Genomic DNA, 13,331 nt, shown 5'->3' with positions numbered 1-13,331 from the left:
TCAAAGGCTATTGTGAGTATCGCTTGCGCTTCTCCTAACCTACGGCTAGGCTCGTACTATTACGTTTTACTCACAAAAAATACTGCCATGTTACAAGTCAAGCTCACCGCCATTGGCGACACTGTTGGCATAGTCTGGCCCAAAGAGGTACTGGAAAAAATGAACGCAGACAAAGGTGATAGCCTGTGTTTTCTGGAAAGTTCGGAGGGTTTCATACTGACAGCCCATCGACGGGATTTTGATGAGCAGATGCACGCTGCGGAGAAGGTACTGAACAAATACCGTAATGCTTGCCGTGAGTTGGCGAAATGAGTGGTTTGAGCTTACTCACCGTTTATGGGGTGGCATTCGGCACGGACTTCACGCACTGCATCATCAATCATGGTTTCCAGTATTTCGGGTGAAATGTCCTGATTGCGTTCTTTGACGACCTGTACAGTACGATCAAATATTGGCCAGCGTGCTGCGTCTTTCACGAATTTTGACAGGTTATCTTTTTCCATTGCTTGTGCCTCGTAAATTGATCTGTCCGCTGACATTAGCACCGGCAACCAGTTGCGTTCAAGCCGGACGAGCCTCACACCTAGCCCGCTGCTCACAATCAGCCGCCTGCAAATACGCATTGCTCATTGTTTGTCACAAGCATCAAGCGCAGCGGCAGCATCGGCGAAACCACAAACCCTTGACGCTGGTAAAAGCGTTGTGCCGCCTCATTCACGGCATCGGTCAGCAGGGTAATCCGCAAACAGCCATTCGCCTTGGCAAGCGCGATAGCGTGTGCCAGCAATTGCGCCCCCACGCCTTGCCCGCGTGTGTCTGGCGTAACCACCATGTCTTCCAGCAGTGCCACGCGCCCGCCGAGTGCGGTGGAAACGGTGTACAACAAGCTGACCATGCCCACCGCATTGCCCACCTGCCGTGCAATCAGGATTTGCCCCACATCGGGATTCTGGATGATTGCGGTCAAACCCCGCTGTTGCGCCGCTGTATCCGGTGTGAATTCAGCTTCCTGCGTGAACAGCAGGTCGAGCAAGCCGCATAAGTCGGGAATATCCGCTAGGGTCGCCAGAGTAATCGTGTTGTTCATGCCCCATCCTCCACCAATCGTGCCACAGGTAAACGCGCTTGCCCCAACATCACCAGCAACCCGGCGGCAATAATAGTTCCGATTCCTACTATCGCCAGCAAGCTCAGGCTTTCATCCCATAACCACCAACCCAGCACCGCCGCAAAAATCACCGACGCATAGGTAAACGCCCCCAATTGCCCCGCCGGAGCATGACCATACGCCGCCGTCAACGCCCACTGCGCCAAGGTTGCCAACACCCCCAACAGGAATAGCCACAGTAAGGTTTCCCACGTCAGCGGCAACCACGCCAGCACTGCCGGAATCACCGACAACACACTGGCAAACAAGGCGAAATAAAACACCACGCGCAACGCTGGCTCTTCGCTCGAACGCATCCGCCGGATACTCACCTTGGTCGAACCGCCCATGACCGCGCCGAACAGCCCCAACACCACCGCCAGATTGAAAACCGCCGCCTCCTGAAACGGGTTCAGCACCAACAATACCCCGGCAAACCCCAAACCAATCGCCACAAAGTTACGCCAGGACAAGCGTTCCCCCATCCAGAAAAACGCCACAATCGGCACAAATAACGGCATGGTTTGCTTCAACAACGCGCTTTGCGCCAAGGGCAGATGCCCCCACGCATAAAACATACAGCTCATCGCCGTGACACCCAGCAGCGAGCGCAAAAAATGCAGGTGCAAGCAATCGGTTTTCACCGCCTGCACCCCATTGCGCCATAACCACGGCAGCAGCAACAACAGTGCGAACGCATTGCGGAAAAACACGGTTTGTTCTGTCGAGACCACGCCGTTCAGGTGTTTAATCACCATGCCCGCGCTCACCAGAAAAAATTCGGATGCTAAAATCAGCAACGCGCCGTAAGCCAAGCCGGACAGCGGCAACAAAGGTTTTGTATTCATCGGCGCATTGTAAGGGCAATCCCGCGTAGAGACGCAAAATCTTGCGTCTCTCAACACCATGACCTACCTACGCGGTTAAACCTTGTGGTGCGTGGCTCATGCATTTCTTCGGACAAACCTTGGCGCAGGCTTGGCAGCCAATGCAGTCCAGCACGTTTTTCAGGTTCATCACCATCGTGTTGTCATCATCGTCATAGCTGTCATCGCTATCGTCGTCTTCCAGTTCCAGTTCGTCGCGTTCGACCAGCTCAAACACATCGCGGGGGCAAACTTTATAGCAGCGTCCGCAACCAATGCATTTGCCCTGATTGAGCGTGGTGATGAAGGCGGGTGTCCAAGCAATGCCGCCACGGGTAAGACCAGTGATTGGTTCCATATCAGTATCCTCTAGTTCGCTTCGGCGGCTTGCAGTTTGGCGTTGGCTTCAGCCCACGCCACACAAGCGTCGTAAGTGGCTTGCGCAATCGCGGGCAATTCCTGATAGCCAGCGGGCAGCTTGTCTTCCACCAAATCGTGCAATTGGCTGGCGTGTTCGGTGGCAATGCGCTTGGCTTTGCTGACCGCTTTTTGCAGGGCTTTGAGTTCTTCCGGGGTCATCGCAGCCTCCTTACAAACCAGCAACGGCAGCGTGTGTGCCGATCAGATTCAACGCAACCGAGAGCAACTTGTCGGCCTCATCCTTCATTTTGGAAAGCGACTCGAAGCCAAAGCGGTGAACGTCACGCAAAGTACGGTCAACCACCACCAGCTTGCCGACGGTAATCAGGGCACGCCCGAAACCTTCGTGTGAAAGGTTCATCATCGGCACTGCCATCAGGCCGCATTCCTTTTCGATCAGCGCGGCAATGGCGTTGTAGAACACCTTGACGCGGGCAATGATGATTTCATCCGGGTCGCCAATGATGGGGATTTCGCGCTTCATCGCTTTGGTGACAACGAATGGCTCCAGGATTTTCGCGGGGGTGTAGTTGTCATACGCCCCGTAGCTATCCAGTGCACGCATTTGGCGCAACATTTCGGTGGCAAAATCGGTGCTGAGGACGGGATCGTCAGCGGCAATCAAAGTGCTAGCTTCGCTCATGGGGTATCTCCTGTGAAAGGTTTGAATTCGATTTGGCGGAGGGTGAAGGTATCCGCCCTGCGTAATAATTGTGGTTGGAAGTAACGGTTCATGCGGCGATTGCTGGTCAGCACACCTGCGCCCAACAAGCCCAACAGCAAACCCAGCAAGGCAATACCCGCTTGCTGCTTATCGCTCATGCCTTGCACATCCGCGATGATTGCCGCGCCCAGCATCAGCACCACGGGCAAGATGTATGCAGCCAGTGACGCAGTGACCATAACCTGATCTTCCACGCCAATAATCACCTGTTCCCCCACGCTGGAGGCAAACTGGTTCGGCAAACGTAACTGCTGGCGGCGCATTCCAAACCATTTGGAAACGCTGGAGGTGGCGCAACTGTCTTGTGTGCCACAACTGGAACAGGCACTGCTGGCGCGGGCTTCCACCCAGATATGATCGGGGGTAGCGGCAACCACGGTGGCGGTTTCTTCGATCATTCGTCCCACCCTTCGGCTTCCATCGAGTCGAAGCGTTGCGCATTGGGGGCTTGCATCCGTTTGATGGCTTGCGCCAGCCACGCGCTGGGGCCGCTGCGGAGTTCTTCCTGCAAGGCTTCCAGCAATTCGCTGATTTCCGCGCCTGCACTGACTTTGACGGGTTGGATATTGGCGGTTTTGAGCTTGGCAACGGCAGATGCACCGACCGCTTGCGAGTAAATCGCCACGCAACCTTCCAACACTTTGATCTTGGCATCGAGCTTGTCTTCGTTGCCGTCCATCGCCAGCTTGCCGAACTGGGTGGCTTCCACCAATTGCACGTTTTCCGGGGTCAGGGCGTAAATCGCAAACGATTCCGCCGCGCCGAAATGCTGGTCGACGTGCTTCATATCGGTGGATGCAAACGCAACTTTAATGGCTGTTTCCATGAAGTGTTCCTCAGTGTCTTGTCCGAGAACTGTGAGCCGCCGTGTCAGAGCCGCCATAGCTGCTTACCTCTTTGTCTTGTTTTTGCGCATAAATCGACTGATACGGGTGAATCTCGCCCTTCTCCAACGACAGCAAAATATTGGCAATGTCGAACAGCGTTTGGCGCGTTCCCGTATACCCAATCCACTGCCGCTGATACCCACCCAGCAAGTCATACTGCGGAAAACCAGCGCGTAACAGCGGAATCCCCAGCCGCAATGCCGTTTCCTGCCCGTGCGAATTGCAAATCAACACTTCGGCTTCATTGGCTTCCGCCGCCTTTTCCAAATCTTCCAGATCGCCGATATGCACCTTGTCGGCTGCGATGTGCTTGAGAATCGGCGCATTCGCCGGAGCAACCGCCGCCACCGTATACGCGCCGTTTTCCGCCAGCAATTGCGAAAAGGCGTTGAGCAAATCCGGGTCAGCGGCGATGGCGAAGCGCGACAGGCCAAGCATGAAGTGCGTATCCAGCATCGCATCCTGCAATTGCGCCCGCTGGCGGTGCAGCTTGGGCGGCACAGGTTCGGCGGCAAGCGTGTGCAAGGTATGGACAAACTGGTCGTTAGCCTCCAGCCCCATCAAATGGTCGAAACGGTAATCCGGCACGCCAGTTTTCTGACGCAAGGTATCCGCCGCCGCTGACATTGATGCGCCAATCACCAGCGTTGCCAGCGAATCGCCCAACGTTGCCATTTCCGACACCAACGTGCCGCCAATGGTTAGCGGGCTGAAATCGTCTTCCGGCAAATGCCCATCGAGTGAATCTGACAAATCGGGAATCACCACCGGGCGCAAACCGAACAGTTCAATGGTGTCTTTCAAGGCTTCCAGATCGCCGGGAGTCAGCGAAGCATTGACCAACACATTGACCTGACGCGGACGTTTGCCGGGTTGCGTGCCAGCGGTGGCGGCCTCGGGAACGAGCGTGGCAATAATCGCTTCCACCGCTTTGGCAAAGCCGCTTTCCAGACAGCCCGTGAAGTCGGGCGTGGACAAAGCGACCACCGGAATGTGGGCGTATTCGGGGTATTTCTTGCGGAATTCGCCCGTCGCCATCGTCACATCGCTGCCTTGGGTTTCTGCCAAGCCCGTGGTAGGCACACCGACCAGCGACGGATTGTTTTTGCTGCAAATCGCTTTCAAGCCTTCGACCACGTTTTCATCCGAACCCATTACCGCCGAGATTTGATCCATTGCGGTGGTTTGCAGCGGAATCGGTTCGCGGAAGTGGCGCACGAAAAATACTTTACCGAAGGCGGTACAACCTTGCGCCCCGTGCAACATCGGAATGGCACGGTGAAAGCCGAGGAACGCGAGTGCTGCGCCGATGGTTTGGCTGGCTTTCAACGGGCTGACGGACAGGGCTTTGTTGCGTTTGGTGATCTCAGCCATGAGAAACCTCCTTGGCTATTGCCCACGGTGCGGGCTTGCGGACAGCTTGCCAGATCGGGCTTTCGACGGTCAGGGCGAGTTGTTTGGCGAGTTCCAGCATCCCTTCGTAACCTGCGTAACCGAATTCGCGTTCCTGGTTGATGTCGAGGAATGGGATGCGGGCTTTGAGTGCGGTGTACATATTGCGCCCACCGGCAATGAGGATGTCGACTTTGTATTCACGCACAATGTCGATCAAGGCTCGCGGGCTACCGTCTTCGACCATTTTGGTGTCTGCGCCCATGATTTCACGAATGCGGGCTTTGTCTTCTTCTGTGGATTTTTTCGTGCCGGTTGCAACCACCGTCATGCCCAAATCTTGCAGGGCGGAAACGATCGACCAGGATTTCACCCCGCCGGTATACAGCAACACACGCTTGCCCTTGAGACGTTGCCGCCAAGGTTCTAAGGCTTTGTTAATGCGGGCTTCTTCGCTGGCAATCAGGGCTTCGGTGCGTTCAGTGAGGTAAGGGTCTTCGATCAGGCGGGCGAAATCGCGCAAGGCATTGTTCATGTCTTGCACGCCATAAAAACTGCCTTCAAACCATTTCGTGCCGAAACTGTCTTCGAGTTTTCGCGCCACATTGAGCATGGCTTTGGAACATACCATCATGTTCACTTTGGCGCGGTGCATGGTTTGCACCTCGTGGAAACGGGCATCGCCGGAGAGGGTGCAAAGGATGCGGATGCCGAGGTGGTCAAGCAGTGGCAGGACGTGCCAGAGTTCGCCTGCGATATTGTATTCGCCGACCAGATTCACGTCGTGGACTTTGAAAGTGTCGCTTTCTGCGCCGATTGGCAACGGGTCAGGTTCGCGGGTTCCGCAGACGTGTTTCACCATTGCATCGCCCGCAATGCGGTTGCCGAGGTTTTTCGTGCCGTAAAATCCGGCGCAATCAATCGGTACGACGGGCGTTCCCCAACGTTCTTGCGCCGATTTGCAGATCGCTTCGATGTCATCGCCGATCAGCGCGGGGATGCAGGTGTTGTAGACGAAGACGGCGGCGGGGCTGTAGCTGTCAATTGCTTGTTTAATGGAATGGAACAGGCGTTTTTCGCCGCGTCCCATAATCACATCCTGCTCGGTCAGGTCGGTGGTCATGCCGATTTTGTACAAGCGTGCGCCGCTGGAACGTGTGCCACGGTTATCCCACGAACTGCCTGCACAGGCAATGCTGCCGTGGACAATGTGTGCCACATCCGCAATCGGGAGCAGCGCGATTTGTGCGCCATCGAATGCACAACCACCCGCCGATGCGCCGGGTTTGGGGCGGGCGCAACCGGACTTTTCCTTTTTGTTGTGGGTACAGGCTGGTTCGTCCAGCAATGCGGCGATGTCTTTGGACTTCATCATGGGGCGTTACCTCGGCTTGATGGATGCAAGAGGTAAAGCAAAGGCTGTGCCAAGTGTGTAACTGATTGTTTCCGTGGGGATTGCGGTTTGGGGGTTGTGGGGAATGCTACAAAGGCTTAAAGGGTTGGGGGGATTTGTGACAGTAATACCGCTGATGACTATCAAACACTTGTTGCTCAATCCTTTTGGAATAGGAGAGGGCGTTACCCCTCTCCTATGCTCTTTATTGCCTTGAACGTACTAAAAAACTCCACGCTTTGTACCCATAATCATAAGCATCAAGTACGCGGCTACTGTTTCTAACACGCCGAAACCGGCAATGAACCCATCTGAAACCAGAGGGCGGAGGTTTTACTATTTTCATAGCATCAATCCTAACAAGATGGGGAAGCGACATCTTGTATATTGATTGATGGAAAAGAATCCACTACGCTTATGGTGCAAAACAGTAGGTGAGTGGGCTTCCCATTCTTCTGCAACTTACGAGGGGGGCTTGCAGTCCCCCTTGTTTTACCCTCCTTCTTGCACTGCAAATGCCTTGATGATAGCAGCTAGTCTATTTGCCTCAGAAACCGTTAGATCTGCTGGTAGGTTGCTAATTTTAATGGTTAATCCTTCCCTCAGTGGAACAGGGACAACAATGTGTTCAATGTCGTGATGTGTGATTGCCCGAACAACTTTTTCTGTACTGTTATCCTCTACACTGTCAGTGCCTTGCTTTTTCGTGTTGTTTCCATTTGAGCTTTTTGAACGAGAACGTTGCTGGTTACTCGCAGGTTTAAAACTTGATGGATTGCCAACGTAGCTAAAGAAATCAGAAAGAGCAGTTCTCAGGCGGCTAAGGTACACTTGCAGGCTTTCAGGTTTGTAATCAGTACTTTGAAGGTTCTGGAAACGATCAAATACGCTTTCAATGTCAATCAAACGCAGATCCGTTTTCTCATGCGCTTCAAGTATAGACAATATCTTGTTTGCAGCGAGTTTTCTGCTCTGAGCTGTGTTTCGCTTCAGGATTCCTTTGATTGCAGCGTAGTCAAAGAATCGGTTAAGTGCATCTAACGAATAATCTTTGTCGCTCATGATCAAGTCCTCTTGATGTTAAATCTTGAGGAAGAATAATATTCGCATCAATTAATCATGTCAACTCTGACTTGATGCATCTTGATGCGTTGATTGAAAATATACAACATATTGATTATAAATGAATGATGGTCGATAGCTTGAGGTATATACTTCATCGCTGCCCGAACACATCATAGCAACGTGCTCTCGAGTTATGATGTGCATGTCCACATGAATATCAGCGTAAGGGCAAACCAGTGCAACGTAGTCATTTTTTCAATCAACCCCAGCTCCAGCAATACCTGAACATCTTCATGCACCCACTTCACATCGCGCCCAACCTGACGCGCAAGCTCACGCACGCCCATCGCCCCGCCTTGCTGCAAGGTGTTGATGATCGTCCACCGGCGTTCAGTCAGGCGGGAAAAGAATGCGCCGGGTGACTGAAAATTGAGGGTTTCACCCTGATAGCTGCCTTTCTGCGCGGCTTTTCCGGCAGCCTTCCCGTCAGCTTGCAGGGTGATGGTCAGTGCACGCTTTTCGATGTTGCCTACCGAATAACGTGGATGGTAATCGGCAACGCCATTTCTTGCCAAATCTTGTCCGTGGTCATTACGTCCATTTTGCGATCAATGCCTGTCGCAATGCAGGCGCGGTCAGCCAGTGACAGCCCAAAGGGTTTGGCTTGTTTCCAAAGGCTTGCGCCGATTTCGGCTTGGTCGATGCTGAATGGCATGATTTTTAAGCCGGTTAACTCTATTTCGGCACGAATGTCTGCCGCGTCGGGATCATGTACCGAGAGTTTCTGGATAACCTCCGACCAATTGACGGTATTGATAGTGGCGCGGTGCAACACCGCTTGCACTTTGTCTGCGCCCGGCTCGTCCTGTAACAAAGCCAGCAGTGCTGAAGCATCAAGAATCATGGTTTTCCTTTGCCGCTTCCTGACGACGTTCCTGAATTAGCTCATTTGCTAGACTTACAGACACTTTACGGAAACGGTGTTGCAGTTTTTTTACAATATCGACGGGCTTTTCCATGATGATGGAATCGTTTTCAAGTCGCAGCCGCAGGCGTTGCCCTTCCTGCAAATTCAGTGCTTTACGCATGGCTGTCGGGATGACGAGACGACCATTTTGCCCGATGGCGATGGTACATTCTTGCATGGCTGTTACCTTGGCAGATCTGATGGATTGGTCTCTTAAAGATAGTGGTAAACATATCTATTGGCAAATGAATCTTTTGCCAATGATTGCCTGCATGGCTGGCGATAAACAGCTTGCAACAGTGTCGTGAACTCGACAAATCGTCCTGAACCCACCATTCAAACGACCGCAAAAAAAATCACAGGTGATTGATAAAAAATGGGAAATTTAGGCTGGCACGTTTCCTGCTATAACTCCTCTATTCGTTCACCTGACAGGAACACCCCATGAGCAGCAATAAAACACTGGAAAAAATCCAGCAGCAAGTCACCGACAACGCAGTGATGATCTACATGAAAGGCACGCCCGACGCGCCCGAATGCGGCTTTTCCGGCAAAGCGGTCGGCTACCTGAAAAAGACCGGGGTGGAATTCGCCTACGTCAACGTGCTGAAATCACCGTTTATTTACGAATACCTGCCGCGTTTTTCGCAATTCCCCACCTTTCCGCAAGTCTTTGTTGGCGGCGAATTGGTCGGTGGGAGCGATATTGTGGAAGAGCTGTACAACAGTGGTGAATTGCAAACCATGCTCGCAGCACTGGTAAAACAAGGGAAACTGCTTGCACCGAGCGTTTCCGCTACCATGACTGAACCGGCAACCGCCGCTAACAATCTGGTACAACTCACCCTGTAATGGACACAACGCAAACAGTACGTGCTTACCACGAACGCACCAAACACCGTCTGGATGCCTACGCCAAAGGCCCCGACTACCTAGACTGGGATCAACAGCCGAACCCGTTCCGGCGATTCGTGGGTGCAGAAGTGGTGGAGTTGCCGTTGCTCCCTTCAACCCTTGCTGGGGAAGGGCTGGGGATGGGGGGAAATCTTCCTGCCATTGCCGCCCTGCTCGAACTCTCCCTAGGTCTATCCGCGTGGAAGCAATACGGCCCCGACCGTTGGGCATTGCGTTGCAACCCCTCCAGCGGCAACTTGCATCCCACCGAAGGCTACGTTATCGCCAACGGTATCGACGGGCTGGACGATGGTGTTTACCACTACGCCCCGCACGAACACGCGCTGGAATTACGCGGCAAACTGGCTGACAGCGATTCCCCACCACAACTCCTGCTCGGTTTGAGCAGCATCGCTTGGCGCGAAGCGTGGAAATACGGCGAACGCGCTTTCCGCTACGTGCAACTCGATGCGGGTCATGCCTTGGGTGCAATCCGCTATGCCGCCGCAGCCCTTGGCTTGCAGGTGGAATTACTCCCCGTCACTGATGCTGACATCGCCGCGTTATTAGGACTCGACCGGGCGGACGATTTCACCGATGCAGAAGCCGAACACCCCGATATGCTTTTACGCATTCACACAGGCTCGCCCACTCCCTACCACCTCCCAAACGTCACGCAATGGTACGGCAAAGCCAACGCATTGGGCGGCTTCCCCAAACACCATTGGGCAATCATCGACGCAGTAACCACCGCCACCGCATCTCTTCGTGGGGGCGAATGGCATTCGCCCTCTTCATCCCTCGCCGCCCCTCAACCCGACCTAATCCCGCTGATTCGCCAACGCCGTAGTGCCCAAGCCTTCAGCGGCAAAACCAGCTCTCTGCCCCGCGACACGTTCTACGCAATGTTGTCCACCTTACTGCCTGCCAGCAATCCCGTACCGTGGGATGTATGGACATTGCCCATCCGCCTGCATCCGGTCTTATTCGTGCATCGCGTCGAAGGTTTACCTGCTGGTCTATACGCCTTACCACGCCATGCAACAGCCGAAGCTACCTTGCGCTCTGCGATGAATCCCGATTTCCTTTGGCAAAAACCGGAAGGCTGTCCGGCGGAATTACCGCTGTTCCACCTGCTGGAAGCCGATGCCCGCAAAGCCGCTCGCACGCTTTCCTGCCACCAAGACATCGCCTCCACCAGCAGTTTCAGCCTCGGCATGTTGGCGGAATTCGATTCAGGCTTGACAGAAGGCGCACACGTTTACCGCCACCTGTACTGGGAAGCCGGGTTACTGGGGCAAGTGCTGTACCTCGAAGCGGAAGCCGCCGGAGTACGCGGCACAGGCATCGGCTGTTTCTTCGACGACAGCGTGCATGAAGTGCTGGGCTTGCAGGATACCCAATTCCAAAGCCTCTACCATTTCACCGTAGGTAGCCCTGTGATCGACACCCGGCTGGAAATGCTGCCCCCTTATTCCCACCTACCCAAAGAACGCCAAGCACCTGAACAATTGTGAGATGCGCAACAGGTCACTCATAATGGCTTGTCGCAAACCTAACAGTCATTATCCAAATAAAATAAAAATACAATTAATAACAATAAGATAATCCATCTGGCACAAGACTTGCTGATAACAGCCCAATAGCACCAGCAAGGTCAATACCATGCACCACAGCAAGCGTTTCATCACCATCAACGACACCACCCTGCGCGACGGCGAACAGTCCGCAGGCGTGGCTTTTTCCCTCACGGAAAAGCTGGCGATTGCACGCGGGCTGGATGCGTTGGGCGTACCCGAACTCGAAGTCGGCATCCCTGCGATGGGCGAGGAAGAACGCGACTCCATCCGTGCCGTTGCTATCCTTGGCTTGAATGCGCGGCTGATGGTGTGGAGCCGGATGCGCCGCGACGACATCCTGCTGTGCCGCGATTTGGGGGTGGACATGATCGACATTTCCATCTCGGTTTCCGACCAGCAAATTTTCCACAAGCTCAAGCGTGACCGCGCTTGGGTATTGCAACAAATCCGCGAACACGTACACATCGCCAACGATCTGGGCTTGATGGTTGCAGTCGGTGGTGAAGATGCGTCCCGCGCTGACCGCGATTTCCTGTTACAAGTGCTGGAAACCGCACAAGCGGCGGGCGCACAACGCTTTCGTTTCGCTGACACGGTGGGCATCCTCGAACCGTTTGCGACCCACGACTGGCTATCAGCCCTGCGTGCCCACACCGACCTCGACCTTGAAATGCACGCCCATGACGATCTCGGTCTTGCCACCGCGAATTCCCTCGCAGCGGCGCGTGCAGGTGCAACTCACATCAACACTACTGTACACGGGCTTGGCGAACGGGCTGGCAATGCGCCGTTGGAAGAAGTCGCATTGGGGCTGGGGCGTTTGTACGGGCTGGATTGCGGCGTTAACTTAAAACGCTTCCCCAAGCTTTCCTTGCTGGTGGAAAAAGCTTCTGGACACTCGGTTGGCTGGCAAAAAAGTCTGGTCGGCGAAGGCGTATTCACCCACGAATCCGGCATCCACGTCGATGGCTTGCTGAAAGATTCGCGCAATTACCAAGGTGTCGATCCGGCGGACATGGGGCGGCATCACCAACTGGTGCTGGGCAAACATTCCGGTACACACGGGGTACAGCGTGCCTACGCACTGCTCGGCGTACAACTGGCGCATGAACAGGCGGAAGCGATTCTCGCGCTGGTGCGACGCTTTTCCACCCAGCATAAACGCCCTCCCACGCCCGATGATTTACAGCAATTCCTACAACAAACCTGTTTACCAGAGGTAATGGTATGTTGTTAGAACTGATCCGCGAAGACATCACCTGCGTCTTCCAACGCGACCCCGCCGCCCGTTCCCGCTTGGAAGTTGCCTCGCTCTACCCCGGCATCCACGCGGTCATGTTGCAGCGTATCGCTCACAGCTTGTGGAAACGCAACTGGCGTTATTTCCCGCGCTTTATTTCTTACTTCGCCCGCTTTTGGACGAATATCGACATCCATCCCGGTGCGAAAATCGGGCGACGCTTTTTCATCGACCACGGTGCTTGCGTGGTGATAGGCGAAACCGCCGAGATCGGTGACGACGTGACCCTCTACCACGGCGTGACCCTCGGCGGCGTATCTTGGAACAAGGGCAAACGCCACCCAACTTTGGGCAACCGCGTGGTCGTCGGGGCAGGTGCAAAAATCCTCGGCCCGATTGAGCTGGGCAACGACGTGCGGGTTGGCTCCAATTCCGTGGTGGTCAAAAACATTCCTGCGGGCAAAACCGTGGTCGGCATCCCCGGCAAAATCGTGCAAAACAAAGTCGCCCGCAATGACAACCCCGAAGGCATCGACCTCAACCATCACCTGATTCCTGACCCGGTAGCAGGCGCAATCCAGTGCCTGCTCGACCGCATCCGCTTACTCGAAGAAGCCACCGGCACGCGCGGCTGCTTACCCGAACAAGAAGACGATAGCGCAGAATGCAACCATTGCGATGCCCGTGACCTCTGCGACAACGAGCCAGAACTGAACATAAAACCAATCACATTCTACAAAACAGGAGGAGTTTAAC

Annotated in this window: 20 protein-coding genes; 6 read left to right on the top strand and 14 right to left on the bottom strand. The window is 54.3% G+C overall.

What is annotated here, in order from left to right; genetic code table 11:
- The first annotated feature begins 87 nt into the window (after positions 1-87).
- Complete coding sequence (locus J9260_RS09835) at positions 88-312, top strand: AbrB/MazE/SpoVT family DNA-binding domain-containing protein (protein WP_210217620.1); 225 nt, start codon at positions 88-90, stop codon at positions 310-312.
- 11 nt (positions 313-323) lie between these two features.
- On the opposite strand, the gene J9260_RS09830 is transcribed toward J9260_RS09835, so the two are convergent.
- The 14 genes from J9260_RS09830 to J9260_RS09765 all read right to left on the bottom strand — a co-directional run bounded on the left by J9260_RS09830 (position 324) and on the right by J9260_RS09765 (position 9,039).
- Positions 324-539 (bottom strand): ribbon-helix-helix domain-containing protein, encoded by a 216-nt coding sequence (locus J9260_RS09830; RefSeq protein WP_210217619.1) that lies wholly within the window; start codon positions 537-539, stop codon positions 324-326.
- Positions 540-601: 62 nt separating this feature from the next.
- Positions 602-1,087: a GNAT family N-acetyltransferase gene (locus tag J9260_RS09825; RefSeq protein ID WP_210217618.1), complete on the bottom strand. Its 486-nt coding sequence runs from the start codon at positions 1,085-1,087 to the stop codon at positions 602-604.
- Positions 1,084-1,995, bottom strand: a complete 912-nt coding sequence (locus tag J9260_RS09820) for a DMT family transporter (protein ID WP_210217617.1) — start codon at positions 1,993-1,995, stop codon at positions 1,084-1,086. Before J9260_RS09820 ends, J9260_RS09825 begins: the two co-directional genes overlap by 4 nt.
- A 67-nt stretch (positions 1,996-2,062) precedes the next feature.
- A complete protein-coding gene (fdxB, locus tag J9260_RS09815; protein WP_210217616.1) occupies positions 2,063-2,371 on the bottom strand; it encodes a ferredoxin III, nif-specific in 309 nt (102 codons plus the stop codon).
- A gap of 11 nt (positions 2,372-2,382) precedes the next feature.
- The gene (locus tag J9260_RS09810) at positions 2,383-2,592 is read right to left on the bottom strand and encodes a CCE_0567 family metalloprotein (RefSeq protein ID WP_210217615.1); all 210 of its coding nucleotides are present in this window, start codon (positions 2,590-2,592) and stop codon (positions 2,383-2,385) included.
- A gap of 10 nt (positions 2,593-2,602) precedes the next feature.
- Positions 2,603-3,076: a NifX-associated nitrogen fixation protein gene (locus tag J9260_RS09805; RefSeq protein ID WP_210217614.1), complete on the bottom strand. Its 474-nt coding sequence runs from the start codon at positions 3,074-3,076 to the stop codon at positions 2,603-2,605.
- A complete protein-coding gene (locus tag J9260_RS09800; protein ID WP_210217613.1) occupies positions 3,073-3,555 on the bottom strand; it encodes a SoxR reducing system RseC family protein in 483 nt (160 codons plus the stop codon). The genes J9260_RS09805 and J9260_RS09800 overlap by 4 nt, the downstream gene beginning before the upstream one ends.
- Positions 3,552-3,983, bottom strand: a complete 432-nt coding sequence (locus J9260_RS09795) for a NifB/NifX family molybdenum-iron cluster-binding protein (protein WP_246499371.1) — start codon at positions 3,981-3,983, stop codon at positions 3,552-3,554. The genes J9260_RS09800 and J9260_RS09795 overlap by 4 nt, the downstream gene beginning before the upstream one ends.
- A gap of 10 nt (positions 3,984-3,993) precedes the next feature.
- Positions 3,994-5,418, bottom strand: a complete 1,425-nt coding sequence (gene nifN, locus J9260_RS09790; RefSeq protein WP_210217611.1) for a nitrogenase iron-molybdenum cofactor biosynthesis protein NifN — start codon at positions 5,416-5,418, stop codon at positions 3,994-3,996.
- Entirely contained in the window at positions 5,411-6,811 is a 1,401-nt protein-coding gene (nifE, locus tag J9260_RS09785) for a nitrogenase iron-molybdenum cofactor biosynthesis protein NifE (protein WP_210217610.1), read from the bottom strand. Before nifE ends, nifN begins: the two co-directional genes overlap by 8 nt.
- Positions 6,812-7,321: 510 nt before the next feature.
- Entirely contained in the window at positions 7,322-7,891 is a 570-nt protein-coding gene (locus tag J9260_RS09780) for a hypothetical protein (protein ID WP_210217609.1), read from the bottom strand.
- A 194-nt stretch (positions 7,892-8,085) separates the two neighbouring features.
- Positions 8,086-8,469, bottom strand: coding sequence for an HVO_A0114 family putative DNA-binding protein (locus tag J9260_RS09775; RefSeq protein WP_210217608.1), 384 nt, complete (start codon positions 8,467-8,469; stop codon positions 8,086-8,088).
- Positions 8,424-8,798 (bottom strand): type II toxin-antitoxin system VapC family toxin, encoded by a 375-nt coding sequence (locus J9260_RS09770; RefSeq protein ID WP_210217607.1) that lies wholly within the window; start codon positions 8,796-8,798, stop codon positions 8,424-8,426. Before J9260_RS09770 ends, J9260_RS09775 begins: the two co-directional genes overlap by 46 nt.
- Complete coding sequence (locus J9260_RS09765) at positions 8,788-9,039, bottom strand: AbrB/MazE/SpoVT family DNA-binding domain-containing protein (RefSeq protein ID WP_210217606.1); 252 nt, start codon at positions 9,037-9,039, stop codon at positions 8,788-8,790. Before J9260_RS09765 ends, J9260_RS09770 begins: the two co-directional genes overlap by 11 nt.
- Here J9260_RS09765 and J9260_RS18810 point away from each other — a divergent pair.
- From J9260_RS18810 to cysE, 5 genes are all read left to right on the top strand, one after another.
- Positions 9,038-9,169 carry a hypothetical protein gene (locus J9260_RS18810; RefSeq protein ID WP_281419385.1) on the top strand — a complete coding sequence of 44 codons (132 nt, stop codon included), beginning with the start codon at positions 9,038-9,040 and terminating at the stop codon, positions 9,167-9,169. The two genes, J9260_RS09765 and J9260_RS18810, sit on opposite strands and share 2 nt — an antisense overlap.
- Before the next feature lie 136 nt (positions 9,170-9,305).
- Positions 9,306-9,713, top strand: coding sequence for a Grx4 family monothiol glutaredoxin (gene grxD / locus J9260_RS09760; RefSeq protein ID WP_210217605.1), 408 nt, complete (start codon positions 9,306-9,308; stop codon positions 9,711-9,713).
- Positions 9,713-11,272: a SagB/ThcOx family dehydrogenase gene (locus J9260_RS09755; RefSeq protein WP_210217604.1), complete on the top strand. Its 1,560-nt coding sequence runs from the start codon at positions 9,713-9,715 to the stop codon at positions 11,270-11,272. Before grxD ends, J9260_RS09755 begins: the two co-directional genes overlap by 1 nt.
- Positions 11,273-11,420: 148 nt before the next feature.
- Positions 11,421-12,572 carry a homocitrate synthase gene (nifV, locus tag J9260_RS09750; protein WP_210217603.1) on the top strand — a complete coding sequence of 384 codons (1,152 nt, stop codon included), beginning with the start codon at positions 11,421-11,423 and terminating at the stop codon, positions 12,570-12,572.
- On the top strand, positions 12,563-13,330 hold the full coding sequence (gene cysE / locus J9260_RS09745) for a serine O-acetyltransferase (RefSeq protein ID WP_210217602.1): 768 nt from the start codon (positions 12,563-12,565) through the stop codon (positions 13,328-13,330). The genes nifV and cysE overlap by 10 nt, the downstream gene beginning before the upstream one ends.
- The last annotated feature ends 1 nt before the right edge of the window (position 13,331 follow it).

The organism is Thiothrix unzii, assembly GCF_017901175.1.
Classification (GTDB): domain Bacteria; phylum Pseudomonadota; class Gammaproteobacteria; order Thiotrichales; family Thiotrichaceae; genus Thiothrix; species Thiothrix unzii.
This window is presented reverse-complemented; position numbering and strand designations above follow the sequence as displayed.

Coding starts and splice junctions, on each gene's coding strand:
- J9260_RS09795 (WP_246499371.1), bottom strand. CDS start 3,983: ATGGAAACAGCCATTAAAGTTGCGTTTGCATCCACCGATATGAAGCAC.
- J9260_RS09805 (WP_210217614.1), bottom strand. CDS start 3,076: ATGAGCGAAGCTAGCACTTTGATTGCCGCTGACGATCCCGTCCTCAGC.
- J9260_RS09820 (WP_210217617.1), bottom strand. CDS start 1,995: ATGAATACAAAACCTTTGTTGCCGCTGTCCGGCTTGGCTTACGGCGCG.
- J9260_RS18810 (WP_281419385.1), top strand. CDS start 9,038: ATGGCTGTTACCTTGGCAGATCTGATGGATTGGTCTCTTAAAGATAGT.
- J9260_RS09770 (WP_210217607.1), bottom strand. CDS start 8,798: ATGATTCTTGATGCTTCAGCACTGCTGGCTTTGTTACAGGACGAGCCG.
- J9260_RS09800 (WP_210217613.1), bottom strand. CDS start 3,555: ATGATCGAAGAAACCGCCACCGTGGTTGCCGCTACCCCCGATCATATC.
- J9260_RS09810 (WP_210217615.1), bottom strand. CDS start 2,592: ATGACCCCGGAAGAACTCAAAGCCCTGCAAAAAGCGGTCAGCAAAGCC.
- J9260_RS09765 (WP_210217606.1), bottom strand. CDS start 9,039: ATGCAAGAATGTACCATCGCCATCGGGCAAAATGGTCGTCTCGTCATC.
- J9260_RS09825 (WP_210217618.1), bottom strand. CDS start 1,087: ATGAACAACACGATTACTCTGGCGACCCTAGCGGATATTCCCGACTTA.
- grxD (WP_210217605.1), top strand. CDS start 9,306: ATGAGCAGCAATAAAACACTGGAAAAAATCCAGCAGCAAGTCACCGAC.
- cysE (WP_210217602.1), top strand. CDS start 12,563: ATGTTGTTAGAACTGATCCGCGAAGACATCACCTGCGTCTTCCAACGC.
- J9260_RS09830 (WP_210217619.1), bottom strand. CDS start 539: ATGTCAGCGGACAGATCAATTTACGAGGCACAAGCAATGGAAAAAGAT.
- J9260_RS09780 (WP_210217609.1), bottom strand. CDS start 7,891: ATGAGCGACAAAGATTATTCGTTAGATGCACTTAACCGATTCTTTGAC.
- nifV (WP_210217603.1), top strand. CDS start 11,421: ATGCACCACAGCAAGCGTTTCATCACCATCAACGACACCACCCTGCGC.
- J9260_RS09835 (WP_210217620.1), top strand. CDS start 88: ATGTTACAAGTCAAGCTCACCGCCATTGGCGACACTGTTGGCATAGTC.
- J9260_RS09755 (WP_210217604.1), top strand. CDS start 9,713: ATGGACACAACGCAAACAGTACGTGCTTACCACGAACGCACCAAACAC.
- fdxB (WP_210217616.1), bottom strand. CDS start 2,371: ATGGAACCAATCACTGGTCTTACCCGTGGCGGCATTGCTTGGACACCC.
- nifE (WP_210217610.1), bottom strand. CDS start 6,811: ATGATGAAGTCCAAAGACATCGCCGCATTGCTGGACGAACCAGCCTGT.
- nifN (WP_210217611.1), bottom strand. CDS start 5,418: ATGGCTGAGATCACCAAACGCAACAAAGCCCTGTCCGTCAGCCCGTTG.